The sequence below is a fragment of the Brevundimonas diminuta genome (genome assembly GCF_039673845.1).
Lineage (GTDB): Bacteria > Pseudomonadota > Alphaproteobacteria > Caulobacterales > Caulobacteraceae > Brevundimonas > Brevundimonas diminuta_E.
On sequence record NZ_JBDJMK010000009.1, the window covers coordinates 88,731 to 113,954 of the forward strand.

The following is a 25,224-nucleotide window of genomic DNA, read 5'->3' on the forward strand; positions in this document are numbered from 1 at the left end:
GTGCGCGGTCAGATAACCGTGCAAGTCAGGGGAATATGAACGCGTATGTCGCTCGCGCTGTCCACGCTGCTCTTCGAGTGGCGCCGCTATATGGCCGCCGTCATGGCGCTGGCCCTTTCGGGGTTGCTGGTGCTGGCCATGACCGGGGTCTTCATCGGCATCGGCAAGGGCTTCACCGCCCAGATCGAGCGGTCGAGCGCCGACATCATGATCCTGCAACCGGGGGCCAAGAGCCTGATCAGCGGGCCGTCCGGCGTGCCGCGTCGCTTCATCCCCCTGGCCTACAACCATCCCGAGGTGGTCGAGGTGCAACCGCTGGACGGCGCCGGGGGCAGCTTCCAGTCGATCAAGGAAGTCGACCCCACCCGCAGCCAGGCCGACAACGCCAAACAGGGCGCCCCGCGCCTGAAATATGTGCAGTCCAGCATCATCGACACCACGCCCGGCTCGGTCACCATTCCCACCGACTATTCGCGCGAACTGGTCGACGCCCTGCGCCAGCCCTTCACCGTTGCGGTCGATGAGACGGCGCTGACGCCGCTGGGCGTCAAGCTGGGCGACAAGGCTCTTTACAACGGCCAGACCGTCACAGTCGTCGGCGTCACCCGCGGCTATCCCAACATGATGCAGCCCGGCGTCGTCATGTCGCGCGACACCCTGCGGATGCTGGGTCAGGCCGACACCGGGCCGCGCGTCGGCCCGCTGATGATCAAGATCAAGGACCCGGCCCGCGTTGAAATCGTCACCGCCCAGCTGAACGCCATGGGCAACGGCCAGTGGAAGGCCTGGACCCGTCAGGATCTGGCCGACGCCAATGCGGGCGCCATGTTCGAGGAAGGCATTCTGGTCATCATCATCGGCGGCTGCGTGGTGCTGGGCGTCATCATCGGCGTGGCCATCACCTGGCAGACCCTGCGCGGCGCCATCATGGCCAACATCAAGGAGTTCGCCTCGCTGCGAGCGCTGGGCGTCGGGATGGGATCCCTGCGCCGCATCGTCATGGAGCTGAGCTTCTGGGTCGGGGTGGTCGGCGTGGCCGCCGCCATCGGCCTGACGTGGCTGCTGTCGCTGTTCGCCCTGTCGAAGGCGGTCATCATCGCCCTGCCCCCGCTGTTGCTGCTGGTGGTCGGCGGGGGCCTGATCGCCATCGCCATGGTGTCCGGCTTCCTGTCGATGGGCATCCTGAAGAAGAGCCAGCCTGCGGATCTGCTGCGATGAACACCATGGCTTTTGGACACACCAAGGTTCACGGCAAGCATGGCGAGTTCGCCATCGAGGCCAAGGGGCTGATCAAGCGCTTCAAGTCCGGCAAGAACTTCGTCGAGGTTCTGAAGGGCGTGGATTTCGACGCGCGCCACGGCGACCTGACCATGGTCATGGGGCCGTCCGGTTCGGGCAAGTCGACGCTGATCGCCGCCCTGTCGGGCCTGCTGAAGCCCGAAGAGGGCCGGGTCGACGCGCTGGACGTCGATGACCTGTGGAAGCTGTCGCCCGGCCGGATCGACAAATTCCGGCTGGATCACTGCGGCTTCATCTTTCAGGGCTTCAACCTGTTCCCGGCCCTCAGCGCCCTGCAACAGGTGACGACGGTGCTGAAGTTTCAGGGCCTGACGCCCGAACAGGCCCGTAAACGCGCCACCCTGGCGCTGGAAGAGGTCGGCCTGGGCCATCGCCTGCACCAGCGCCCGGCGGCCCTGTCCGGCGGCGAGAAGCAGCGCGTCGCCATCGCCCGCGCCCTGGCCAAGGACCCGCAGATCCTGTTCGCGGACGAGCCGACCTCGGCGCTGGACGGCGAGAACGGCCAGGTGGTCATCCGCCTGCTGCGCCGGGCCGCCACCGAATACGGGGCCGCCGTCATCTGCGTGACCCACGACCCGCGCCTGGAAGCCTGGGCCGACCGGGTCATCCACATCGAAGACGGCGTCATCATCGACGACCAGCGCCGCATCCCCGACCCCGACGCCATCCTGGCCTCGCACTGACACCGATCCTTTTGAGGACTCCCATGCCTGCATTCCTGAAAAACAAATGGCTCTGGATCGGCCTAGTGCTGCTGATCGTGCTGATCGTCGGCTTCTCCATGTTCCAGAGCGCCAGCGCGGCCAAGAAGGCGGAACTGGCGCAGGCCGCCTCGAAGAAGGTGGAGAGCCCCTACGCCGCCATCGCCAACGGCAAGGTCGACATCGAAGGCGGCATCATCCAGATCGCCGCCCGACGCGGAGGCGTGGTGCGCGAGGTTCTGGTGCAGGAGGGCGACCGCGTCGCCGCCGGCCAGATTCTGGCCCGTCAGGAAGACGATGAACCCCGTCTGGCCCTGCAGACGGCCGCCGCCAATCTGGCCGAGGCCGAGAGCCAGCTGCGCCTGATCAACGTCGACATCACCGCCGCCCAGCGCGAGCATGACCGTCTGGCCAAGCTGGTCGCCACCAACTTCGTCGCCGCCCAGCGCATGGATCAGGCCCGCGACGCCATCGCCCAGGCGCAGGCCCGGCTGGGCTCGCAGCAGTCGGCCGTCCAGAGCGCCCGCGCCCGTCGCGACGAGGCCGCCTATAATGTCGAACTGACGGTCATCCGCGCGCCGTCCGACGGCCGCATCGTGCGCCGTTACGCCAATCCGGGCGCGGGCGCTTCGACCCTGAACGTGTCGAACATGTTCGATCTGGAGCCGGACGCCCCGCGCATCGCCCGCGCCGAGATCGTCGAGGCCGACATTCCCAACATCACCGTCGATCAGGCCGTGGAGATCACCCCCGAGGGCGATCCGACCAAGGTCTATGTCGGCAAGGTGCTGCGCCGCGCCGCCGTCTTCGGCGCCCGCAAACTGGCCTCGGACGACCCCTCGCAGCGCACCGACGAGCGCGTGGTCGAGGTGGTGGTCGCCGTCGACGACGCCCCGCTGCTGATCGGCCAGCGGGTGCTGGTCAAGTTCATGAAGCCAGGCGAAACGGCCGGCGCCAAACGCGAGACCAACACCACCGGCGTGCCCGCCTCGCGCGCCATGAAGACGCCTGCGCGCCAATAGGCCCTTGCGGAATGGAAACGGAAAAGGGGCCTCGCACGGGGCCCCTTTTTTGATGGGCGCATTCGTTTCGCGCCGCGCAGCCTTAGGCTTTGGGTTGCTTTATGAAGCAGGTCGCAGACGCGGTGGCGATGAGATTTCCGTCTGCGTCTTTCAGGGTCCCGTCCGCAACGCCGAGCGATCGGGAAAAATGCACCACACGGGCTTCTGCGATCAGCTCTTCGTCGCGCGGTATGGGTCGCAGCATCTTCACGTTCAGATCCACGGTCGCGTAAAATCCTCCGGCCGGCAGCAGGGTGTGCACGGCGCATCCGGTCACGGAATCCAGCACGGTCGCGGCGAAACCGCCGTGCACGCCGCCCAGCGGATTCAGATGCCTTTCGTCAGCGCGGGCGTGGAGCGTCACATGGCCTTCCGCGACCTTCATGGTCGACAGGCCCATGGTTTTGCCGATCGGCGCAGGCGGTATTTTTCCCTCCGACGCAGCAGTCAGCAGTTCCAGTCCGGTCATGGTCGCAGGATTCATAATGATGGCCCTTAGTTAGTTGCGTTTGAAAACTGACATGGGAAATGCGCGGCTGTCAACGCAGGGGTTGGAGGCAGGTGCGGCGGACTGGGAATGCAAAAAAGGGACCGCGACGAGGTCCCTTTGTCTCTTCCAGCTTCATGGTGATGGGGCTGTGCGGGCGGTTGAGGCGGCGTCTCGCGCGTTCGCTTCGGAAACGGCCTGCCGCCCCCCCCACCCAACCCTCCCCTATCGAGGGGGAGGGCTTTGAGAGGCTACTGTCCCGAGAACGCTCCGGGCCGTTTTTCCAGCACCGCCGTAACGCCTTCGATGTGGTCGTCGGTCAGGTGGGCCAGAGCCTGCATGGCGGCGGACAGTTCAAGCATCTGGTCGAAGTTCATGTCGCGCCCCTGACGCAGCAGGGTCTTGGCCATGCGCAGGGCCTGGGGCGGTTGGGCGGCGATCTGGCCCGCCGTCTGCATCGCCTCGTCCATCAGCGTCTCATGCGGAACGACGCGGTTGACCAGCCCCCATTGGTCGGCCGTGGCGGCGTCGATGCTGCGGGCCGTGAACAGCAGTTCAGCGGCGCGGTTGTAACCGATGTTGCGCGGCAGCAGCCACGAGCCGCCGTCGCCGGGAATGATGCCCAGCTTCATGAAGGGCACGCCGAAGCTGGCGCGGTCCGAGGCGATGCGGATGTCGCCCAGCCCGGCGATGTCGCAGCCCAGCCCCATGGCCGGACCGTTGACCGCCGTCACCAGCGGAACCTCCAGCCCGTAGAGAGCGCGCACGATGCGATGGACGACGCGGCGATAGCGTTCGCGGATGGCGGCGCCGGAACCCTCGAACAGGTCGCGACGGCCCTTCATCGCCTTCAGGTCGCCGCCCGCCGAGAAGGCGCGCCCGGCGCCGGTCAGCACCACGCAGCGGATCGAGGGGTCGGCGTTGACGGCGGCGCAGGCGGCGGCGAAGGCGTCGCCGTCCTCAAGGTCCGGCAGGGCGTTCAGGCGGTCGGGCCGGTCCAGCGTCCAGACCATGACCGCGCCCTTGCGCTCTTCAACGATCAGACCCATGCCGCGCTTCCTCTTCTGAAATAGAGGCCAGGATGTCGGCCACAGGGCGGCGTGATGGCAAGGGCGGAATTGAAAAACCCCGGTCGTTCTGACCGGGGCTTCTGGCTGGATCATCCAGTCTCGCGACTACGCGCGCGGCCGTTTGATCGTTATGGGCACGAAGTTGGACGGGTGGCTGACCACGCGGTCGGCGGCGCCGTTCATCTGTTTCGTGTTCACCAGCATCCCGCCGAAAAGGGCGAAGGACATCATGGCGTGCTGGAGATTGCGCTCTTTGTTTTCGTTCATTTTTGGCGTCTCCTTTCGTTGAACGATGAAAGAAGACACGTCGTGCTTTTTGGGACTCTCACCCTGTCAGTCGTTTCGCGTCGAGGATGAAGATAGCCGCCCTGTGGAAAAAGTCAAGAATTATAGTCCGTTCCCGGACTCAATGTTGCGATAGCGTCACGAACCATGAGCGAAGCCCCTCCCCCGCCGCGCACGCCGCCCCGACCGGTCGCCAGTCCGTGCGTCATGGTCTGCACCGTCGACGGCGCCTCGGGCCTGTGTCTGGGCTGTTTCCGCACCCTGCAGGAAATCGCGACCTGGAGCCGGATGACCGACGAAGCCCGCGCCGCCGTCATGACCGACCTGCCGGGGCGCAAGGGACGGATCGATCCACGCCTGCTGGGGGAATGAGCGACGGGGGCGAATGAAGGCCGTCTTGCGAAGGGCGGGCGTCGTCAACCTTTCGTTCGCCACGTCGCTTCACCGCATGGGAAGATCAAGGCGCCATAGTCCGCTGCATGATCCGCTTTGACCCGCGCTCTCTTGTTGTTTTCGCCGCCGCCCTGGCGTCGGCGTCGGCCTGCATCGGCGCCCTGATGTGGTGGGAAGGCCCGGCGCAGGCCTATGCCGCCGTGGCCATGAAAGAGGCGCCGTCGGTGACGCGCGCGGCCGACGGCCATTACTGGGCCGAGGCGACCGTCGAGGGACGGCCGATGCGGATGCTGGTCGACACCGGCGCCAGCGTGGTGACGCTGAGCCGCGCCGACGCCGAACGGCTGGGCGTGCGGCTGAAACCGCATGACTTCAACCAGACGCTGAACACCGCCTCGGGTCAGGTTCCGGCCGCGCGGGTGCTGCTGACATCCCTGTCGGTGGCGGGGGTGGAGATGACCTCGGTCGAAGCGCTGGTCATCGACCGCGACATGCCCGCCGCCCTGCTGGGGATGAGCTATCTGGGGCGGCTGTCGGCCTTTGAGGCGCGGCCGGACGGGCTGATCCTGAAAGGCTGAGGCCCTCTCCCCCTTTTGTCATCCCGGAAGCCATGCAGCCGCTATCCGGCCCCCCCGCACACATCGACGGCGGCGCTCATGGCGGTCCCGGCTCTGCGCTTCGCTACGGCCGGGATGACGAGAATGGTCAGCGACGAGGGCCGAACGGGACGATCTTGTTGGCCGGGTCGTGGCCGATATCGGCCGCGCCCAGATAGGGAATGCCCGCCCGCACGCACCAGTGGCGCGCGATCTCCTCGGCCGTCATGCCGAAGTCGGGATCGTTGACGGTGACGTCCGACACCCGGCCCAGACGGATGCCCGCCACCCGGCGGATCGAGGCCTGCCCCGTCAGGTGGAACATCATCCGGTCGACGCGATAAAGGGCCTCTGACACCTCTTCCAGCATCAGGACGTGGCCTGACAGGTCCGGCTCAATCGCCGTACCGACCAGTTCATTGAGGATGGTCAGGTTGAAGGCCGCCGCCGGGCGCGGGTCGCTCAACAGGGACGGCTCCAGCGAGGCCGGGTCGCCGGTGCGCAGCCAGTTCACGGCGCGGCGCCCCGTGGCGTCGTTGCGCGATCCGTCCGAGGCCATCGGCCCGTGCGCCACATGAGGAAAGCCTGCGCGATACAGCGCCGCCAGAAGGCTGCCCGCATCCGAATAGCCGAGGTAACGCTTGGCGTAGGCATGGGCGGTCAGTTCAGGGATCACCGCCTCGGCGATGCGGCAGGCGCCGTAGCCGCCGCGCGCGAACCAGACGGCGTCGATGTCGGGATCGTTGGCCGTCTCGACGAAGGCGCGGGCGCGGGTGGCGTCGTCGCCGCCGAAATGGCCATGGACCTCATGCAGGGCCGGATGCAGCACCAGTTCGATCTCGCCGTCCGGCCAGTTCGCCGCCGCCCAGGCCCGGATCGCCTCGCCCCGCGCGGGATCGAGGCGGGAGCTGGCGTTGACGACGCCGATTCGGAAGGGTCTGGTCTGCATGGACGGGGTGGCCTTGAGCGTCTCGCGTGCTAGTCAGGCCGGACATTCCCCGCTTTCCCGCATTGAAATCAAGCCGATGAACAAAGACTATTTCTTCTGCGGCGTCGGCGGCTCCGGCATGATGCCGCTGGCCATGATCGTTCAGGCGCAGGGGAACCGCATCGCGGGGTCGGACCGGGCGCTGGATCAGGGCCGCACGCCCGACAAGTTCGACTGGCTGCGCGCCCACGGCGTCGCCCTGCACCCGCAGAACGGATCAGGCGTGGTCAGCAAGGATCAGGTGGTCGTCGCCACCGGCGCGGTCGAGGATACGGTGCCCGACATCGGGGCTGCCAAGCGCATCGGCGCCGTCATCAAGACCCGGCCCCAGTTGCTGAGCGAACTGTTCAATGCGGCCCCGAACTCGATCGGCGTGGCGGGCACCAGCGGCAAGTCGACCATCACCGGCATGGTCGCCTGGATTCTGGATCAGGCCGGGCGCGCGCCGACCGTGGTCAACGGGGCGGTGATGAAGAACTTCGCCACGCCCGATCAGCCTTTCGCCAGCGCCCTGGTCGGCGGACCAGACCTGTTCGTTGCTGAAGTGGACGAGAGCGACGGCTCCATCGCCCGCTATGATCCGACGGTGGCGGTCGTCTCCAACATCTCGCTGGACCACAAGTCGATGGAGGAGTTGCGCGACCTGTTCGGCGGCTTCGTCGGGCGATCAACGACGGCGGTGCTGAACCTCGACAACCCCGAGACGGCGGCGTTGGCCCAGACATTGGCGCCCGGCAAGGCGATCACCTTCGCGCTGGGCGAGGAAGAGGCGGACCTGTCGGCGCATGAGCTTGAGCCCCTGCCGACCGGCATGACCTTCGAACTGCGCGTGCGCGGCGAGGCGGCGCGGGCGGCGAGGCTGAACGTGCCGGGCGCGCACAATGTCGCCAATGCCCTGGCGGCGCTGGGCGCAGTCAGGGCGCTGGGCGTCGGCATGGATCAGGCGGTCGCGGCGCTGGAGACCTTCAGCGGCATCCGGCGGCGGCTGGAGGTTGTGGGGACGAAAGACGGCGTCACCATAATCGACGACTTCGCCCACAACCCGGACAAGATCGCCGCCACGCTGAAGACCCTGCACGCCTTTGACGGGCGGTTGCTGATCCTGTTCCAGCCGCACGGCTTCGGCCCGCTGAAGCTGATGAAGCAGGAGTTCATCGAGGGCTTCGCCGGACTGATGCGGCCGGACGACGTGCTGCTGATGCCCGAGCCGGTCTATTACGGCGGCACCACCGACCGCAGCGTCGGCAGTGAGGACATTGCGTCAGGCGTGCGCGCGGCGGGCCGTCAGGCGCAGGCGCTGGAGACCCGCGCCGACTGCGGCGACCGCATCGTCGAGATCGCCCGTCCCGGCGACCGAGTGGTGGTGATGGGCGCCCGCGACGACAGCCTGTCAACCTTCGCGGCCGAGCTGCTGGCGCGGGTTTGACGATCCGTTGCCGGATCATTCGTCAAATTAACCTTTCAAAACGTTCACTTCCGGCAAATCGCCTGTTAAGCGCCCTGGCCTAACCCTGTTGCGGCAAAGCGCAGGGGGCGGCTGGATATGGCCAGGATCGGAGACTTCGTGGACGCCTCGGCGCCCATGGCGCCGGACGCGCCGGGGGCGGACGCCCTGGCCCGTTTCGAGGCCGAGCCCGAAACCCTGGTCATCGCCGTGGCCGACGCCGACGGACGGCCCGTCGGCCTGATCGAGCGCAACGCCTTCACCCTGAAAATGGCCGCCGAGTTCGGCCGCGCCCTCTATGTGCGCCGCCCCGTCTCGGCCCTGATGGACCCCCATCCGATGGTGGTCGAGGCCGGCGCCTCGGCCGATGTGTTGTTCGCCTCGATGGACGCGGCGGGGCTGGGCGCCCTGCTGAAAGGCTTCATCGTCGTGTCGCGCGGCCGCTATGTCGGGGTCGGCGCGGGTCTGCATGTGCTTCAGGCCGGGGTGGAGATTCACAGGCGCCGCGCCGAGGCCATGGCCGAACTGGCCCAGAACCTGGTCCGCGCCGAGGCCGAGGCCCGAGCCTCCAGCCGGGCCAAGTCCGAGTTTCTGGCCGTCATGAGCCATGAAATCCGCACGCCGCTGAACGGGGTGCTGGGGGTGGCCGCCCTGATGGAGCGCCAGTTGACGCAGGAGGATCTGCGCCCCCACGTCCGCACCATTCTGGATTCCGGCGGCAGCCTGCTGCGTCTGCTGACAGACGCGCTGGACATGTCGCGGGCCGAGGCCGGGATGCTGACTCTGGAGCCCGCTCCGCTGGACCTTCAGGCGGTGATGGCGGACCTGTCGGCCCTGTGGAGCCCCCGCGCCGAGGAAAAGGCGCTGGACCTGCGCGTCCATGGCGACCTGAACGCCGCCCGGTGGATCATCGGCGACGAGATGCGGCTGAAGCAGTTGCTGAACAACCTGATCGGCAACGCCCTGAAATTCACGCAGGAGGGCGCTGTCGACGTGCGCCTGACCACCGCGCTGGAAGACGGACAGGTGCGCCTGTCGGCCACGGTCGACGACAGCGGCCCGGGCGTCAGCGAAGACGCCGCCCGCGCCATCTTCGAACCCTTCAACACGGGCGAGGCGGAACGACACGGCGCCGGGGCCGGACTGGGTCTGGCCATTTGCCGTCAGATCGTCGACCGCATGGAGGGGCGTCTGAGCATCGAACGCTCGCCCCGGGGCGGAGCGCGCTTCCGCTTCGACCTGCAACTGCCGCTGGCCCAGGCGGACGGCCTTCGCCGCCCTGCCGCCATGGCCGATGCGACCAGCCATGCGACGCTGCATGTGCTGGTCGTGGACGACAACGCCGCCAACCGCTTTGTCGCGGGCCAGGTGCTGGAGCTGTTCGGCTGCACGCACGAAACCGCCGAGAACGGCCGTCAGGCGATCGAGCGCGCGGCGGCGGCGCGGTTCGACCTGATCCTGATGGATGTGAAGATGCCGGTGCTGGACGGCGTCGCCGCCACCCGCGCCATCCGCGCCCTGCCCGGTCCCGCCGCCGCCCTGCCGATCCTGGCGCTGACGGCCAACGCCGATCCGCGCGACGAGGCGGACTATCTGGCGGCGGGCATGAACGGGGTGGCGCAGAAGCCGATCCAGCCCGAAGCCCTGCTGAACGCCATCCGTCTGGTCCTGGCGCACGATCCGCCCGCCCGCGCCGCCTGAACGACGCAAGGCGCGACAGCCGCGGTTGCAAGTCATTTGCATTCTATGGCAAGGCCGTCGGCGTGACCGACGCCGCCGCTCCCCCTTCAAAGCCTGCCGCCCGGCCGAAACCCAAGGCCACACGGCCGCCCGCGCGCGCCTTCTGGCTGAGGCAGTTGCAGAGCTGGCACTGGATATCGGCGGCGGTCAGCATGGTCGGCCTGCTGCTGTTCGCCGCGACCGGCGTCACCCTGAACCATGCCGCGCAGATTCCGGCCGAGCCCGTGGTGCGCGAACAGACCGCCGTCCTGCCCGCCCCGCTGCTGGCGCGTCTGGCGCAGTTTCCACAGGAGACGACCGACCCCGCCCCCGACGCCGTGGCGCGCTGGGCGGACGAGGCCCTGAGCATCCGCATCAACGGAAAGCCGACCGAGACGACGGCGCAGGAAATCTATGTCGCCCTGCCCATGCCCGGCGGCGACGCCTGGCTGACCATCGACCGGACGACGGGCGAGGCCCTGTATGAAAAGACCACGCGCGGGGGGATCGCCTGGCTGAACGACCTGCACAAGGGGCGCAACGCCGGCCCGGTCTGGTTCTGGTTCATCGACGTCTTCGCCGTGGCCTGCATCGTCTTCACTTTGACCGGGCTGGGCCTGTTGTGGCTGCACGGCTGGCGACGGCCCCTGACCTGGCCGCTGGTCGGTCTGGGGGTGCTGATCCCGGTCGTGCTGGCCCTGTTCTTCGTCCATTGAGGAGCCGCCTCATGCGTCCGCTTCCCCTGATTCTGACCGCAGCAGGTCTGACGGCGGCCGCCGCCCCCGCCATGGCCGCCGACCTGTCGGTGTCGATCGAACTGCCGCGCATCAACACCTCGGCCTATCACCGCCCCTATGTCGCCGTCTGGATCGAGAAGCCGGACCAGAGCGCCGTGCAGACGCTGGCCGTCTGGTATCATCCCGGCAGCCGCAACAGCCAGGGCGACGGCACAGACTGGCTTAAGGACCTGCGCGCCTGGTGGCGCAAGGGCGGCCGGGCGATGAGCCTGCCCGCCGACGGCGTCTCCGGCCCAACCAAGGCGCCCGGGCGCCATGCCGTGAGCGTGCCGGGCGCGCGTCTGCGCACCCTGCCTGCGGGACAGTATACGCTGGTGGTCGAGGCGGCGCGCGAGATGGGCGGTCGCGAGTCCGTGCGCGTGCCCTTCCGCTGGGGCGCGGCCAATACGGCCGAAGGAACCGGCGCGTCCGAACTGGGCGCCGTGCGCGTCGCCGTGACGCGCTGAGCGATCCCGGTCATAAGGGGCCTTCGCCTCTTTCAGCCAGACCGTTGCGCCGCCCATGAAACGATCCGCCTCCGCCCCCTCGCCGATCCTGATCGGAGGGCCGGACGACAGCCGACGGGACGACCGCGTCCTGATCCCGCCCATGACCGGCGCGCCCGAACGGCCGCCCAGCGATCTGATCTGGTCGCTGTCGGGCAAGACAATGGGCACGGGCTGGTCGGTGCGTCTGGTCCCGCCGCCGGTCGCGGCGTCGGGCTTTGCTCAGGACGATTTCCAGAGCGCCGTCGAAGAGGAACTGGCCCGCGTCATCGCCGCCTTCAGCCCGTGGCGGGCTGACAGCGAGATCAGCCGCTTCAACGCCGCCCCCGCCGGGCCGGTGGGTTTGTCTGAGGATTTCTGGAGCCTGTTGACCGCCGCGCTGGATATGGCCGATGAGGTCAACGGCGCGGTCGATCCGACGCTGGGCGCCCTGGTTGATCTATGGGGCTTCGGGCCGCCGGGGCCGCGCCCGGTGCTGCTGCCCCTGCCCTCGGACGCAGAGGTCGAGGCGGCGCTGGCCGTGTCGGGATGGAACAGGCTGCGTCTGAACCGCGAGGCGCGCGCCGCGATCCAGATCGGAGGCATGAAGCTGGACTTTTCCGGCATCGCCAAGGGCCATGCGGTCGACCGGGTTTCGGCCCGGCTGGACGCCATGGGCGCGACCTCGCATCTGGTCGAGATCGGCGGCGAACTGAAGGGGCGCGGCGTCAAGCCGGACGCCCAGCCCTGGTGGGTCGAGATCGAGGCCGTCCCCGCATCGCCTGCGTCGCGCACCATCGCCGCCCTGTTCGATCTGGCCGTGGCGACGTCGGGCGACTGGCGCCGTTCCTTCAGCCATGAGGGGCGGCTTTATCCGCATACGCTGGACGGCGCGACCGGACGGCCGGTCGGCAACGGTCTGGCGCAGGTCACGGTGTTCGACGCCTCGGCCATGCGCGCCGACGCCCTGGCCACCGCCCTGACGGTGCTGGGTCCGCTTGAAGGGCCGGAGTTCGCCGAGGCCATGGGTCTGGCCGCCTGCTTCGTCGAGCGCACGCCGCGCGGCCTGATCGAGCAGCCGACGCCCGCCTTCGTCGCCATGCTGGACGACGCAGGCGACTGAGGGCCTCAGGCCTTCGCCACCGCCTTGATCGACACGGCCGGGTCGGCCAGCAGGGCGTCGTCCACCGGCGTCGCCTTGCCGATCAGCAGGCGCCCGCCCATGAAGTCAGCCGGGGCGTTGACCGCCTCGACGCAGACGATGCGCTCGCCGCTGAGGTGGAAGACCGAGAAGGCGCCCCCGGCCGGATCGCCGCGCACCAGCTGGCGGTCGGCGTCGAAGGGCACGCCCGCGATCTGCAGCTTGACGTCGTACTGGTCGGACCAGAACCACGGAACCTCCGGCGCCGGGGCCGCGCGGCCGACGATGGCCGAGGCCGCCTGCTTGGCCTGTTCAAGGGCGTTGGGCACGCTCTCCAGCCGGTGCATGACGCCGCCGTGGACCGGGATCGGCCGCCGCGTCACATCGCCGATGGCGTAGATGTCCGGGTCATGGGTGCGGGCCGTCGCATCGACCACCACGCCGTTTTCGCACGCCAGTCCGGCCGTGCGCGCCAGAGCCTCGCACGCGAAGGCGCCGACGCCGACCAGCACCGCATCCGCCGCGATCAGATCGCCGTCCGCCAGACGCACGCCCCCATCCTCGAACCCCGCCACTTCGGCGTCGGTCAGGATCTCGACGCCATGCTTCTTGTGCAGGTCGGTGAAGAAGGCCGACAGGGGCTGCGACGCCACGCGGGCCAGCACCCGGTCCATGCGCTCGATCACCACCGCCTCGGCGCCGAGAGCGCGGGCCGAGGCCGCCGCCTCCAGCCCCACATAGCCGCCGCCGACCACCGCCAGCCGCTTGCCGGGGGCGAGAACCGCCTTCAGCCGTTCGGCGTCGGTCAGGGTGCGCAACTCCAGCAGATCGAACCGGTCCGCGCCGGGAATGGCCAGTTTGCGCGCCGTCGAGCCGGTGGCCAGGATCAGCGTGTCGTAAGCCTCGACCGCCCCATCGGCGAAGGTCACGGTCTTAGCGCCTGCGTCGATGGCGGTCGCCGTGACGCCGGTGCGCAGCGCGATGTTCTGCTCGGCGTAGAAACTCTCGGGACGCAGCAGCAGGTCTTCCAGACCCGCCTCGCCCTTCAGCCATGCTTTCGACAGGGGCGGCCGCTGATAGGGCGGCGCCGCCTCCTGCCCCGCCAGGACGATCTCGCCCTCATACCCATACTGCCTCAGCAGCGCCGCCGCCGAGCCCCCCGCGTGTCCCGCGCCAATGATCAGAACCTTGCTCATGCCTGCGCAGATAGAGACGCCGGATGCGAAGCGCCACCGTCTTTGCATCCATTCTGAGCACGACAGACCGGAAAGCGGGTTGACCGTTCCATCGTTACAGCATAATGGAACGCACCATGAGCACCGACGCCGCCAGGACCGCACTGCTGGACGCCCTGCTCTCGCTGAAAACGCGGGAGGAGGCGGACGCCTTTCTGGCCGACCTGTGCACCCCGGCCGAGCTGCGCGCCATGGCCGAGCGGTGGCAGGTGGCGCGGATGCTGGACGCCGGGGACAAGACCTATCGCGAGATCGCCGCCGAGGCGCCGGCCAGCCCGACCACTGTCGTGCGCGTCGCGCGCTCCCTGAAGGACATGCCGCACCAGGGCTATCGTCTGGTGCTGGACAGACTGAAAGCCTGAGTTGACATCATGAGCACGGTTCAGGGGCGGCTGCGCATCGCCGTCCAGAAATCCGGCCGTCTGGCCGAACGCAGCCTCGATCTGGTCCGCGACGCGGGCCTGCGCGTGGTCAAGGGCAACAACGACCTGCTGTATCGGATCGAGAACTATCCGATCGACCTGCTGCGGGTGCGTGACGACGACATCCCGACCTTCGTGGCGGACGGAGTCTGCGATCTGGGCATCGTCGGCGAGAATGTGCTGGAAGAGGTGAAGAACGGCGGGCCGAACGCAGAGGTCGTCATGCCGCTGGGCTTCGGTCGCTGCACGCTGAAGATCGCGACGCCGCCGGGGCTGGACTACGCCGGGCCGTCGTCGTTGCAGGGCTTAAGGATCGCGACCTCCTACCCCAGGATCCTGCGCCGTTTTCTGGATGAGGCGGGAGTCGACGCCGACATCGTCACCATGCGCGGCGCGGTCGAGGTGGCCCCGCGGCTGAAGCTGGCCGCCGCCATCTGCGATCTGGTCTCGACCGGGGCGACGCTGGAGGCCAACGGCCTGAGCGCGCGCGAGACGGTGCTGGACAGTCAGGCCGTGCTGATCAAGGCGCCGACGCCGCCGGAGGCCGGGCTTCAGCACCTGCTGGACTCCATCGTCGAGCGGATGGCGGGCGTGGTGTCCTCGCAGGGCGCCAAATACGTGATGCTGAACGCGCCGCGCGCGGCGCTGGACCGGATCACCGCCCTGTTGCCCGGGGCAGGGTCGCCGACCGTCATGCCGCTGTCGGGACGTGACGACGCCGTGGCCGTCCACGCCGTGTGTCAGGAGGCGGTCTTCTGGGAGACGCTGGAGAAGCTGAAGGCCGAAGGGGCCTCGGCCATACTGGTCCTGCCCATCGAGAAGATGATGTGATGAAGCGTATCGACTGGAACCAACTGGACGCCGCCGGACGCAAGGCGGCGCTGGCCCGCCCGCAGCGCCGCACCGAGGGCTTCGTCACCAGCGTGGTGCGCGAGATTTTCGACGACGTGCAGGCGCGCGGCGGCGAGGCCGTGAGCGACTGGGCGACCCGTCTGGACGGCGCCCCGCCGCGCCGTATCGCGATCACCGAGGCCGCCGCCGCGAAGGCCCGCAACGACCTGCCGCCCGCCGCCGCCCGCGCCCTGCGCGTCGCCGCCGACAATGTGCGGGTCTTCCATCAGGCGACCCGGCCCGAAGATACGCCCTTCATCGAGACGACGCCCGGCGTGAAGTCCAAGCTGGTCTGGCGGCCCATCGGCTCGGCCGGGCTTTATGCGCCGGGCGGGACGGCGCCGCTGTTTTCATCGCTGCTGATGCTGGCCATACCGGCGGGCGTGGCCGGGGTCGGGCGGCGCGTCGCCGTGACGCCGCCGTCGAAGGACGGCTCGGTCCACCCCGCCATGATCGCCGCCGCCGCCGAGGCTGGGCTGGACGACCTGTGGCTGCTGGGCGGGGCGCAGGCCATCGCCGCCCTGACCTTCGGCGCCGAACTGGAAGACGGCGTCATCGCGCCGGTCGACAAGCTGTTCGGCCCCGGAAACGCCTATGTGGCCGAGGCCAAGCGTTACGCCTCGTCCCTGCCCGGCGGTCCGGCCTGCGACCTGCCTGCGGGACCGTCGGAACTGCTGGTCATCGCCGACCGCGACGCCGATTTCGAGATCGTCGCCGCCGACCTGCTCAGTCAGGCCGAGCATGACGCCGACGCCCAGGTCATCCTTGTCTCCGACAGCGGCACGGCCCTGAGCGAGATCATCGCCGAGGTCGAACGCCAGGTCGACAGCCTGCCGCGCGCCGCCATCGCCCGCGCCTCGCTGGCCGAGGCCCGCGCCATCCGCGTGCGCGACAGGACCGAGGCGTGCGACGTCGCGAACCTCTATGGTCCCGAACACCTGTCGATCCAGACGCAGGAAGCCGAGAAGTTGGTCGAGCGGATCAACGCGGCGGGCGCTGTCTTCGTCGGGCGCTGGGCGGCGGAAACGCTAGGCGACTATGCGGCGGGACCGAGCCACGTCCTGCCGACCGACGGCGCGGCGCGGACGCTGGGCGGCGTCACCACCGCCAGCTTCATGACGACCATGTCGGTCCAGACCGTCACCCAACAGGGCGCCGCCGCCCTGGCCCCGGTCGCCGCCGCACTGGCTCGGCTGGAAGGCCTTGAGGCCCACGCCAGAGCCGCCGATCTGAGGAGCGCAGGATGACACAGAATCTCTTCCTTCTCCCTTTGTGGGAGAAGGTGGGCGCCGGAGGCGCTCGGATGAGGGGTGTGCTGGCTTCGCCCTCTTCCGTCGCGTGCGCGGACACCGCCCCCTCATCCGTCTCGCTACGCGAGCCACCTTCTCCCCCGAGGGGAGAAGGACAATGTGGCGCAGGAGAAGGGTCATGACGCTGCCCGCCCCCTATCCGCCGCTCGTCTCCGGCGGCGACGGTCTGGAGCGCTATCCGGCCAAGCCGACCGCCCTAACTGTCCGCATGGCCGCCCTCTATGGCGTGGGCGCCGATCAGGTGCTGCCGACGCGCGGGCTGACGCACGGGCTGGAACTGGTCTGGCGCCTGGCCGCGCGGGACGGGCTGAAGGTGCAGGCGCCCGACGCGGCGCCCTATACGCAACTGGCCGCCCTCTACGCCCGCCCGGCCGACGGCGCTGACACCGCCGCCGTGGTGATCCGAGCCCTCGGCTCGCCCGAGGCCGTGGCCGAGATGGCCGAGCGCGTCGCCCCTGCCCTACTGGTCGTGGACGAGGGGCTGGTCGAGTTCGCTGACGCCCCGTCGGCCGCCGCCTTGGTGAAGGACCACGCCAATCTGGTCGTGTTGCGCAGCCTGTCGCTGGCCTATGGGCTGGCCGGGGCGCGGGTCGGGGCGGCGGTCGCGCAAGGGCAGACGCTGGCGCGGCTGGCCGCAGTGTTGGAGCCCTACGCCCTGCCCGAGGTCTCGGTACGGCTGGCGATGCAGGCGCTGGACCCGTCGCGGATGATGGAGACGGCCGAACGCATCAGCGCCGTACGCCGCGAGCGCGCCCGCGTCGCCAAGGCCCTGTCGCGCATCATGGCGCTGGAGGCCGGGGTCGGGCCGGTCATCATCGCCAGACCCTCCGACCCGGCGGACGCGGCGGATGCCCTGCGCCGTTATGGTCTGGTCGCCGATCCGGCGGGCGAGCGGCTGCGCCTGCCCGTTTCGCTGAAGCCTGAGGTCAACGACCGCCTGCTGACCGCGCTGGGCGCCGCCAGCCCCGGCGCACGGCGCAATCGCACGGGTCAGGCCATCCGCGACACCAAGGAGACGCGCATCGTCTGCGCCGTCGATCTGGACAGCGCCGGGCCGGTGAAGATCGAGACCGGCGTCGGTTTCTTCGACCACATGATCGAACAGGTGGCGGCACACGGCGGATTCTCCATCCGGCTGGCGTGCGAGGGCGACCTGCATATCGACCCGCACCACACGATCGAGGACTGCGCCATTGCGCTGGGTCAGGCGCTGAAACAGGCGCTGGGCGAGCGGCGCGGCATCGGCCGCTACGGCTTCGTCCTGCCGATGGACGAGGCGGAGGCGGCGGTGTCGATCGACCTGTCGGGGCGGCCCTATCCGGTATTCGAGGGGACGTTCGCCACGCCGATGCTGGGCGATTACCGCACCGATCTGACAGCGCACGTCGTGCGGTCGCTGGCCGAGAATCTGGGCGCGGCGGTCCATGTCCGCGTCACCGGCGACGACGACCACCACAAGACCGAGGCCGTGTTCAAGGCGCTGGGCCGCGCCCTGCGACAGGCGATCCGGGTCGAGGGCGATGTGGTGCCCAGCACCAAGGGGGTGTTGTGATGGCGCCCGCTGCTTTCCTTCTCCCCTCGTGGGAGAAGGTGGCTCGCGAATCGAGACGGATGAGGGGGCGGCCTGCCTCATCCTCCATCGTCGCGCGGGCGGACCCAGCCCCCTCATCCGAGCGCCTCCGGCGCCCACCTTCTCCCACGAGGGGAGAAGGAAGATACGGCTGAGGAGAAGGGCGATGAACGTCACCCTGATCGGTTACGGCTCGGGCAATGTCGCCTCGGTGCGGTTCGCGCTGGAGCGGCTGGGCGCGCGGGTGCGGATCACCGACGATCCCGCCGATGTGGCCGAGGCCGAGCGGATCATCCTGCCCGGCGTCGGCGCGGCCGGTTACGCCATGCAGCGGCTGAAGGCGCTGGGCCTGATCGAACCGCTGCATCGTTTTCAGCGCCCCTTGCTGGGCGTCTGTCTGGGCCAGCAGCTGCTGTTCGAGACCAGCGCGGAGGACGGCGACGTCGGCCTGCTGGGGCTGATCCCCGGCCGGGTCGAGGCCATCCTTCCCGCCCCGTCGCGCCCGTCGCCCCACATGGGGTGGAGCCGTCTGACGACCCGTCGCGACGACCCGCTGCTGGACGGGGTGCGCGACGGCGACTGGGCCTATTTCGTCCACGGCTATGTCTGTCCCGATGGTCCGGCGACGCTGGCCGCCGCCGACTACGGCGCGCCTGTGCCCGCCATGGTCAACAGCGCCAACCGCTGGGGCTGCCAGTTCCACCCGGAACGCTCGGCCGCGCTCGGCGCGCGTATTCTGAAGAACTTTCTGGAGCTGCCCGCGTGATCGTCTATCCCGCCATCGACCTGAAGGACGGCGTCTGCGTGCGGCTGATGCACGGGCGGTTCGATCAGGTGACCCGCTATGACGAGTCTCCGCCCGCGCGTCTGGCGGCCTTTGCGGCTGAGGGCGCGCAATGGGTCCACGTTGTCGATCTGGACGGCGCCGAGGCCGGGCGCGCCATGCAGCACGGCCTGATCGGCGAGATGGCGGCCAGCGTCGCCGTGAAGATCCAGTCGGGCGGCGGCGTGCGTTCTGAAGCCGATGTCGAGCGTCTGCTGGCGGCGGGCGTCAGCCGCGTCGTGGTCGGATCGCTGGCGGTAACCAAGCCGGACGAGGTGCTGGCCTGGCTGGATCGTTTCGGGTCCGAGCGCATCACCCTGGCGCTGGATGTGAAATATGAGGACGGGGTTCCGGTCCCGGCGCTGAAGGGCTGGACCCAGTCGGCGGGCGTCGATCTGTGGAGCGTGCTGAACCGCTATCCGTCCGATCTGCTGACCCATGTGCTGATGACAGACGTGGGCCGCGACGGCGCCCTGACCGGGCCGAACCTCGACCTGCTGGGCGAGGCGCGGGCGCGGCGGCCGGAGCTGAAGATTCAGGCCTCGGGCGGGGTGGCGGCGCTGGACGACCTGACCGCCGCGCGCGCCATCGGCTGCGACGGCGCCATCGTCGGGCGGGCCATCTATGAAGGCCGCTTCACTGTGGCCGAGGCGCTGAAGGCGGTCGCGGCATGACCGCCCGGCGCATCATCCCCTGCCTCGACGTGAAGGACGGCCGCGTGGTCAAGGGCGTGCGGTTCGAGGGGCACGTCGACATGGGCGACGCCGCCGAACTGGCCGCGCGCTATCGCGATCAGGGCGCCGACGAACTGGTCTTCTACGACATCACAGCCAGCCCCGAGGGGCGGACGCTGGACTATGGCTGGGTGCAGGATATCGCCCGGCTGCTGGACATTCCCTTCTGCGTCGCGGGCGGCATCCGCACGGTGGAACAGGCGGCGCGGTGCCTCGACCACGGAGCGGACAAGGTGTCGATCAACTCGCCCGCGCTGGAGCGGCCCGAACTGATCGGCGAGATGGCCGCGCGGCTGGGGCGCCAGTGCGTCGTCGTGGGCGTCGACAGCGCCTTTCAGGACGGCGAATGGCGGGTGCATCAATACACCGGCGATCCGAACGCGCGGCGCGGCGCCGGGCGGCTGACGATGGAGTGGATTGTCGAGGCGCAAGGGCTGGGCGCCGGCGAGATCGTGCTGAACTGCATCGATCAGGACGGGGTGCGGAAAGGATATGACGTGGCTCAGTTGGCCGAGGCGAGGCGGCGGTTGACCATTCCGCTGGTGGCGTCCGGCGGAGCGGGCGCGGTGGAGCATTTCCGCGACGTGTTCGTGGAGGCGGATGTGTCGGGCGCGTTGGCGGCCAGCGTGTTTCACTCGGGCGCGATCACAGTGCCGGAGCTGAAGCGGTATCTGGATGCGCAGGGCGTGGAGGTGAGGATATGACGACCATCGGTTTCCTTCTCCCCTCGTGGGAGAAGGTGGCTCGCGCAGCGAGACGGATGAGGGGGGCGTCGGCTTCGCCCTCCCCCGTCTCGCGTGTGGACACAGCCCCCTCATCCGAGCGCCTCCGGCGCCCACCTTCTCCCACGAGGGGAGAAGGAAGATGAGCTTCGACCTCTCCCAGATCGACTTCGCCAAAGGCGGCGGACTGATCCCGGCCGTGGTGCAGGACGCCGACACGCTTCAGGTGCTGACGCTGGCCTATATGGACGAGGCGGCGCTGCGCGAGACGCTGGACAGCGGGCAAGCGACCTTCTTCTCGCGCTCGCGCGGCGGGCGGTGGCGCAAGGGCGAGACGTCAGGGGATTTCCTCAACGTCGTCTCGGTGACGGCCGACTGCGACGGCGACGCCGTGGTGGTGAAGGTGCGCCCGGTCGGAAACGCCTGCCATCTGAACCGCGTCAGCTGTTTCGGAAACGAGGACGCGCCGGGGCTGGGCCGCGTCGGCCGGCTGGAGCGCACCATCCATGTCCGCGCCCAGGCTGATCCCAACGACAGCTGGACCGCCCGCCTGATCGCGCAAGGCTCCAAACGCGCCGCGCAAAAGGTCGGCGAAGAGGGCGTCGAGACGGCTCTGGCCGGGGCGGCGGGAGATAATGCGGAACTCGCCAGCGAGGCGGCGGATTTGATCTATCACCTGCTGGTGCTTCTGCACGCGCGTGACATGGTGTTTCAGGACGTGCTGGACGTCTTGGCCCGGCGGGCGGAACCGGCCACGATAAAGGCCGACGGCAAAGGCTGACGGCCCGCTGTGCGGGTCGGCCTCAAGCGAAGGAGACCTGAATGGCGGCGCTGATACTGTTCGGAGGCGGGGGCGACCTCGCCATGCGGATGTTGCTGCCGTCGCTGTATTTCCTGGATCACGACGGCCTGCTGCCGGACGGGCTGAAGATCATCGCCGCCGCCCGCACCGAGGAGACGACCGAGGCCTATCTGGATCGCGTGCGCATGGCGGTTCAGCCCCGCGCCGAGGCCGACAGCGCCTGGAGCGAAGACAGCTGGCGCCGACTGTCTGAACGGCTGGCCTACATGGCCGTCGACGCCACCGACGCCGAGAGTCTGAAGCCGCTGAAGGCGCGCTGTGGCGAGGGCGCGATCACGGCCTTTCTGGCGGTGTCGCCGTCGCTGTACGGCCGCATCGTCACGGCGATGAAGACGGCCGGTCTGGCAGGACCTGACGACCGCATCGTGCTGGAGAAGCCGGTCGGGCGCGATCTGGAGAGCTTCCGCGAAATCGACGACGCCGTGGCCGACGCCTTTGAAGAGCGGCAGGTGTTCCGCATCGACCACTACCTCGGCAAGGAGACGGTGCAGAACCTGATCGCCCTGCGCTTCGGCAACGCCATCTTCGAGCCTTTGTGGAACAGCCTGACCATCGACCATGTGCAGATCACGGTCGGAGAAACGGTCGGCGTCGGCGACCGCTGGCCCTATTATGACGAATACGGCGCCCTGCGCGACATGGTGCAGAACCATATGCTGCAGCTGCTGTGTCTGGTGGCGATGGAGCCGCCCAGCCACCTGGACCCGGACTCGGTGCGCAATGAGAAGGTGAAGGTGCTACGCTCGCTTCGCCCGATCATGGCCGAGGACGCCGAGCGCGTGACCGTGCGCGGCCAGTATACGGCCGGAGAGGTCGATGGCCGCCCGGCCGACAGCTATCAGACCGAACGCGGCCAGGCATCGGACACCGAAACCTTCGTCGCCATCCGCGCCGATATCGACAACTGGCGCTGGGCGGGCGTGCCCTTCTTCCTGCGAACCGGCAAGCGGCTGGCCGCCAAGCGCACCGAGATCGTCATCCAGTTCAAGCCGGTGCCCCACTCCATCTTCGGCCACGGAGAGCGGGGCGACATCTATGACAACCGGCTGGTGATCGAGCTTCAGCCGGACGAGGACATCGCCCTGTCGGTGATGACCAAGAAGCCGGGTCTGGAACAGCGGATGCAGCTTCAGCCGATCCGGATGAGCCTGTCGTGGGGGCAAGACGGCAGGGACGGCGCCTCGCCGCGCCGTCGCATCGCCTATGAGCGGCTGCTGCTGGACGCCCTGCACGGAGACTCCACCCTGTTCGTGCGGCGGGACGAGGCGGAGCAGGCGTGGAAATGGGTGGATGAGGTGGCGGACGCCTGGGCCTGCCGCGAGTGTCGGCCGCTGGATTATCCGGCCGGCAGCTGGGGGCCGGAGGCGGCGGACGTGCTGCTGTCGCGCACGGGGCGGAAGTGGAACGTGCGATGAGAAACACAAGCATTCTTCCTTCTCCCCTTGTGGGAGAAGGTGGCTCGCGGAGCGAGACGGATGAGGGGGCTGTGTCTACCCGCTCGACCTTTGATGTGGCGTCCCCATCCGGCGCCCCCCTCATCCGGGCAGCGCTGCGGCCCACCTTCTCCCCCGAGGGGAGAAGGAGCGTGTCGGCATGATCGAGACCTTTCCCACCATCGACGTATGGGCGGACGCCGCCGCGTACCGACTGGCGTCGGCGCTTGAAGAAGGCCTGCGCGACCCCGCGCAGAACGGCTGGGCGGTATTCGCAGGCGCCGGAGGCTCTACGCCGGAGCCGATCTATCAGCGCCTGTCCAGACTGCGTTCCTATCCCCACTGGCAGCACACCTTCGTCATCCCGGTGGACGAACGCTATGTGCCGGAGACGTCACCCGACTCGAACGCGGCCCTGCTCAAGCGCACCCTGCTGAGACATGAAGCCAAGGGCGCAGAGTTCCTGCCCCTGTTCCGCTCCGCCGTGACCGTGGATCGTGCGGCGGCGCTCGCGACCCACAACCTGAGCGCCGAATTGGAGAATAATCGCCTCGACGCCGTCCTGCTCGGCATGGGCGAGGACGGGCATATCGCGTCGATGTTCCCCGGCAGTCCGACGCTGACCACCCTTCTGACGCCGAGCCTGAAGCCCGCCGTCTACGGCGTGCCCGCCGGGCGCGACGGCGCGGCGCCGCCGCAGGAACGGCTGACGCTCAACCTGCCGTGGCTGGTCTCGGCGCGGTGCGTGGTGCTGGCCCTGACCGGGGCCAGGAAGCGCGCCGTGTTCGAGCGTGAGGCGGCGGGCGATCCGGCCGTCAGCCCCATCGCCGCCCTGATCGCGGCGAACGCACCCCTTGAAGTGTTCTGGGCGGAGGTCGGGTGATGGCGCTCAATCCCGTGGTGGCGGAAGTCACCGCCCGCATTATCGAACGCAGCCGCAAGACCCGCGCCGACTATCTACGCCGGATGGACGCGGCGACGGGATCAGGGTCCGGGCGGGCCAAGCTGTCCTGCGCCAACTGGGCCCATGCCTTCGCCGGGCAGACGGTGACGGACAAGCTGACGGCCATGACCGGCGCCCAGCCCAACCTCGGCGTCGTCACCGCCTATAACGACATGCTGTCGGCGCATCAGCCGTTCGAGCGTTTCCCCGAGATCATCCGACAGGCCGCGCGCGAGATCGGCGCCACGGCCCAGGTGGCGGGCGGAACCCCGGCCATGTGCGACGGCGTCACCCAAGGCCGCCCCGGCATGGAGCTGAGCCTGTTCAGCCGCGACGTCATCGCCATGTCGACCGGGGTGGCCCTGACACACGACGCCTTCGACGCCGCCCTGATGCTGGGGGTGTGCGACAAGATCGTGCCGGGTCTGTTCATGGGGGCGCTGGCGTTCGGCCATCTGCCCGTCGTCTTCGCCCCGGCCGGGCCGATGCCCAGCGGCCTTCCCAACGCCGAGAAGGCTCGCGTCCGCGCCGAATACGCCCAAGGGCTGATCGACCGCGCCGAACTGCTGAAGAGCGAGATCGCCAGCTACCACTCGCCCGGCACCTGCACCTTCTACGGCACGGCCAACTCCAACCAGATGATGATGGAGGTCGCCGGGCTGCACATGCCCTCGACGGCCTTCGTCCACCCGGACACCGGCCTGCGCGACGCCCTGACGGCGGCGGCGGCCAAGCGGGCGATCGAACTGGCGCGCGAGGGGCGCGGCCGGATGGCCGACATCGTGTCGGAGAAGACCATCGTCAACATGATCGTCGCCCTGCTGGCCACCGGGGGATCAACCAACCACGCCATCCATCTGGTGGCTATGGCGCGGGCGGCGGGGGTGCTGATCGACTGGACCGACATGGATCAGCTGTCCTCGGTCACGCCTCTGCTGGCGCGAGTCTATCCGAACGGGTCGGCCGATGTGAACGCCTTTCAGGCGGCGGGCGGGGTGGCCTTCGTCATCCGCGAACTGGTCAAGGCCGGAAACCTGCATCCCGATGTGACGACCATCATGGGCCGGGGGCTCGAGGCTTATTTCAAGGAGCCTCGGCTGGAGGACGGCGCACTGGTCTGGCGCGACACGGATAACGAGAGCCTCGACCTGTCCATCCTGCGCCCCGCCTCGGACCCGTTCGACCGCGAGGGGGGGCTGCGGCTGGTGCAGGGCGACCTCGGCCGGGCGGTGATCAAGATTTCGGCGGTGAAGCCTGAGAACCGCATCGTCGAGGCGCCCGCCGCCGTGTTCGAGACGCAGGAAGACGCGCTGCAGGCCTTCAAGGACGGCAAGCTGAACCGCGATGTCGTGGTGGTGCTGCGCTTTCAGGGGCCGCGCGCCAACGGGATGCCGGAACTGCACAGCCTGTCGCCCGCGCTCGGCGTGCTGCAGGACAAGGGCTTCAAGGTCGCCTTCGTCACCGACGGCCGCATGTCGGGCGCCAGCGGCAAGACGCCCGCCGCCATCCACGTCAGCCCCGAGGCGCTGGCGGGCGGCCCTCTGGCCCATGTGCGCGACGGCGACCTGATCCGGCTGGACCCCGAGGCCGGGGTGCTGACCACGGTCGGCGTCGGCGATCTGGGCGCGCGTCCGGCGGCGGTGCGATCGCGCGCCCATGCCGAGGGATCGTCATGGGGTTATGGCCGCGAACTGTTCGGCGCCTTCCGCCACATGGTCGGGGCGGCCGAGGACGGCGCCAGCGTCTGTTTCGCCCTGCCCGTCGGATCAGGCGGCGAGGACGACGGCCCGCCCGATCCGAACCTTGTCGACCGCGCCGTGGACGCCTGAGGGAG

26 protein-coding genes are annotated in these 25,224 nt (G+C 69.0%); 21 read left to right on the forward strand and 5 right to left on the reverse strand.

From position 1 onward, the window contains the following. Window positions 1–45: 45 nt before the first annotated feature. From ABE454_RS11375 to ABE454_RS11385, 3 genes are read left to right on the forward strand one after another with little or no spacing between them, the layout of a single operon-like run. On the forward strand, window positions 46–1,218 hold the full coding sequence (locus tag ABE454_RS11375) for an ABC transporter permease (protein WP_346531748.1): 1,173 nt from the start codon (window positions 46–48) through the stop codon (window positions 1,216–1,218). Beyond that, entirely contained in the window at window positions 1,215–1,982 is a 768-nt protein-coding gene (locus ABE454_RS11380; RefSeq protein ID WP_346531750.1) for an ABC transporter ATP-binding protein, read from the forward strand. Before ABE454_RS11375 ends, ABE454_RS11380 begins: the two co-directional genes overlap by 4 nt. Window positions 1,983–2,005: 23 nt before the next feature. After that, window positions 2,006–3,022, forward strand: a complete 1,017-nt coding sequence (locus ABE454_RS11385) for an HlyD family secretion protein (RefSeq protein WP_346531752.1) — start codon at window positions 2,006–2,008, stop codon at window positions 3,020–3,022. 82 nt (window positions 3,023–3,104) lie between these two features. Here ABE454_RS11385 and ABE454_RS11390 read toward each other — a convergent pair whose 3' ends face one another. From ABE454_RS11390 to ABE454_RS11400, 3 genes are all read right to left on the reverse strand, one after another. Beyond that, complete coding sequence (locus ABE454_RS11390; RefSeq protein WP_346531753.1) at window positions 3,105–3,530, reverse strand: PaaI family thioesterase; 426 nt, start codon at window positions 3,528–3,530, stop codon at window positions 3,105–3,107. A gap of 269 nt (window positions 3,531–3,799) precedes the next feature. After that, window positions 3,800–4,597 (reverse strand): crotonase/enoyl-CoA hydratase family protein, encoded by a 798-nt coding sequence (locus tag ABE454_RS11395; protein WP_346531755.1) that lies wholly within the window; start codon window positions 4,595–4,597, stop codon window positions 3,800–3,802. A 126-nt stretch (window positions 4,598–4,723) separates the two neighbouring features. Next, entirely contained in the window at window positions 4,724–4,885 is a 162-nt protein-coding gene (locus ABE454_RS11400; protein WP_003167825.1) for a hypothetical protein, read from the reverse strand. Between the two features lie 165 nt (window positions 4,886–5,050). Between ABE454_RS11400 and ABE454_RS11405 the strand changes: the two genes are divergently transcribed. Next, window positions 5,051–5,275 (forward strand): DUF1289 domain-containing protein, encoded by a 225-nt coding sequence (locus tag ABE454_RS11405; protein ID WP_346531757.1) that lies wholly within the window; start codon window positions 5,051–5,053, stop codon window positions 5,273–5,275. Window positions 5,276–5,382: 107 nt separating this feature from the next. Next, on the forward strand, window positions 5,383–5,874 hold the full coding sequence (locus tag ABE454_RS11410) for a retropepsin-like aspartic protease family protein (RefSeq protein ID WP_346531759.1): 492 nt from the start codon (window positions 5,383–5,385) through the stop codon (window positions 5,872–5,874). A 127-nt stretch (window positions 5,875–6,001) separates the two neighbouring features. On the opposite strand, the gene ABE454_RS11415 is transcribed toward ABE454_RS11410, so the two are convergent. Continuing rightward, window positions 6,002–6,841 carry an LD-carboxypeptidase gene (locus tag ABE454_RS11415; RefSeq protein WP_346531761.1) on the reverse strand — a complete coding sequence of 280 codons (840 nt, stop codon included), beginning with the start codon at window positions 6,839–6,841 and terminating at the stop codon, window positions 6,002–6,004. Between the two features lie 76 nt (window positions 6,842–6,917). Here ABE454_RS11415 and ABE454_RS11420 point away from each other — a divergent pair, with 76 nt between their 5' ends. From ABE454_RS11420 to ABE454_RS11440, 5 genes are all read left to right on the forward strand, one after another. Then, the gene (locus ABE454_RS11420) at window positions 6,918–8,306 is read left to right on the forward strand and encodes a UDP-N-acetylmuramate--L-alanine ligase (RefSeq protein WP_346531762.1); all 1,389 of its coding nucleotides are present in this window, start codon (window positions 6,918–6,920) and stop codon (window positions 8,304–8,306) included. A 117-nt stretch (window positions 8,307–8,423) separates the two neighbouring features. Then, window positions 8,424–10,025, forward strand: coding sequence for an ATP-binding protein (locus tag ABE454_RS11425; RefSeq protein ID WP_346531764.1), 1,602 nt, complete (start codon window positions 8,424–8,426; stop codon window positions 10,023–10,025). A gap of 62 nt (window positions 10,026–10,087) precedes the next feature. Further along, a complete protein-coding gene (locus ABE454_RS11430; protein ID WP_346531766.1) occupies window positions 10,088–10,759 on the forward strand; it encodes a PepSY-associated TM helix domain-containing protein in 672 nt (223 codons plus the stop codon). An 11-nt stretch (window positions 10,760–10,770) separates the two neighbouring features. Then, a complete protein-coding gene (locus ABE454_RS11435) occupies window positions 10,771–11,286 on the forward strand; it encodes a DUF2271 domain-containing protein (protein ID WP_346531768.1) in 516 nt (171 codons plus the stop codon). A gap of 55 nt (window positions 11,287–11,341) precedes the next feature. After that, on the forward strand, window positions 11,342–12,427 hold the full coding sequence (locus tag ABE454_RS11440) for an FAD:protein FMN transferase (protein ID WP_346531771.1): 1,086 nt from the start codon (window positions 11,342–11,344) through the stop codon (window positions 12,425–12,427). A gap of 5 nt (window positions 12,428–12,432) precedes the next feature. Here ABE454_RS11440 and ABE454_RS11445 read toward each other — a convergent pair whose 3' ends face one another. After that, on the reverse strand, window positions 12,433–13,641 hold the full coding sequence (locus ABE454_RS11445) for an NAD(P)/FAD-dependent oxidoreductase (protein WP_346531774.1): 1,209 nt from the start codon (window positions 13,639–13,641) through the stop codon (window positions 12,433–12,435). 116 nt (window positions 13,642–13,757) lie between these two features. On the opposite strand from ABE454_RS11445, the gene ABE454_RS11450 reads away from it, so the two are divergent. The 11 genes from ABE454_RS11450 to edd all read left to right on the forward strand — a co-directional run bounded on the left by ABE454_RS11450 (window position 13,758) and on the right by edd (window position 25,219). Continuing rightward, complete coding sequence (locus ABE454_RS11450; protein ID WP_112999704.1) at window positions 13,758–14,042, forward strand: YerC/YecD family TrpR-related protein; 285 nt, start codon at window positions 13,758–13,760, stop codon at window positions 14,040–14,042. Between the two features lie 9 nt (window positions 14,043–14,051). Further along, window positions 14,052–14,933, forward strand: coding sequence for an ATP phosphoribosyltransferase (gene hisG, locus ABE454_RS11455; RefSeq protein ID WP_346531776.1), 882 nt, complete (start codon window positions 14,052–14,054; stop codon window positions 14,931–14,933). Beyond that, window positions 14,933–16,240 (forward strand): histidinol dehydrogenase, encoded by a 1,308-nt coding sequence (gene hisD, locus ABE454_RS11460; RefSeq protein ID WP_346531778.1) that lies wholly within the window; start codon window positions 14,933–14,935, stop codon window positions 16,238–16,240. Before hisG ends, hisD begins: the two co-directional genes overlap by 1 nt. A gap of 181 nt (window positions 16,241–16,421) precedes the next feature. Next, complete coding sequence (hisB, locus tag ABE454_RS11465; protein WP_346531780.1) at window positions 16,422–17,855, forward strand: imidazoleglycerol-phosphate dehydratase HisB; 1,434 nt, start codon at window positions 16,422–16,424, stop codon at window positions 17,853–17,855. A 184-nt stretch (window positions 17,856–18,039) separates the two neighbouring features. Continuing rightward, window positions 18,040–18,639: an imidazole glycerol phosphate synthase subunit HisH gene (gene hisH, locus ABE454_RS11470; RefSeq protein ID WP_346531781.1), complete on the forward strand. Its 600-nt coding sequence runs from the start codon at window positions 18,040–18,042 to the stop codon at window positions 18,637–18,639. Then, window positions 18,636–19,370, forward strand: coding sequence for a 1-(5-phosphoribosyl)-5-[(5-phosphoribosylamino)methylideneamino]imidazole-4-carboxamide isomerase (hisA, locus tag ABE454_RS11475; RefSeq protein ID WP_346531783.1), 735 nt, complete (start codon window positions 18,636–18,638; stop codon window positions 19,368–19,370). Before hisH ends, hisA begins: the two co-directional genes overlap by 4 nt. Next, window positions 19,367–20,134, forward strand: coding sequence for an imidazole glycerol phosphate synthase subunit HisF (hisF, locus tag ABE454_RS11480; RefSeq protein WP_346531784.1), 768 nt, complete (start codon window positions 19,367–19,369; stop codon window positions 20,132–20,134). Before hisA ends, hisF begins: the two co-directional genes overlap by 4 nt. A gap of 160 nt (window positions 20,135–20,294) precedes the next feature. After that, the gene (gene hisIE / locus ABE454_RS11485) at window positions 20,295–20,933 is read left to right on the forward strand and encodes a bifunctional phosphoribosyl-AMP cyclohydrolase/phosphoribosyl-ATP diphosphatase HisIE (protein WP_346531786.1); all 639 of its coding nucleotides are present in this window, start codon (window positions 20,295–20,297) and stop codon (window positions 20,931–20,933) included. 41 nt (window positions 20,934–20,974) lie between these two features. After that, the gene (gene zwf / locus ABE454_RS11490; protein ID WP_346531788.1) at window positions 20,975–22,429 is read left to right on the forward strand and encodes a glucose-6-phosphate dehydrogenase; all 1,455 of its coding nucleotides are present in this window, start codon (window positions 20,975–20,977) and stop codon (window positions 22,427–22,429) included. Between the two features lie 178 nt (window positions 22,430–22,607). After that, complete coding sequence (gene pgl / locus ABE454_RS11495; RefSeq protein ID WP_346531789.1) at window positions 22,608–23,330, forward strand: 6-phosphogluconolactonase; 723 nt, start codon at window positions 22,608–22,610, stop codon at window positions 23,328–23,330. Further along, window positions 23,330–25,219, forward strand: coding sequence for a phosphogluconate dehydratase (edd, locus tag ABE454_RS11500; protein ID WP_346531792.1), 1,890 nt, complete (start codon window positions 23,330–23,332; stop codon window positions 25,217–25,219). Before pgl ends, edd begins: the two co-directional genes overlap by 1 nt. Window positions 25,220–25,224: the final 5 nt, after the last annotated feature.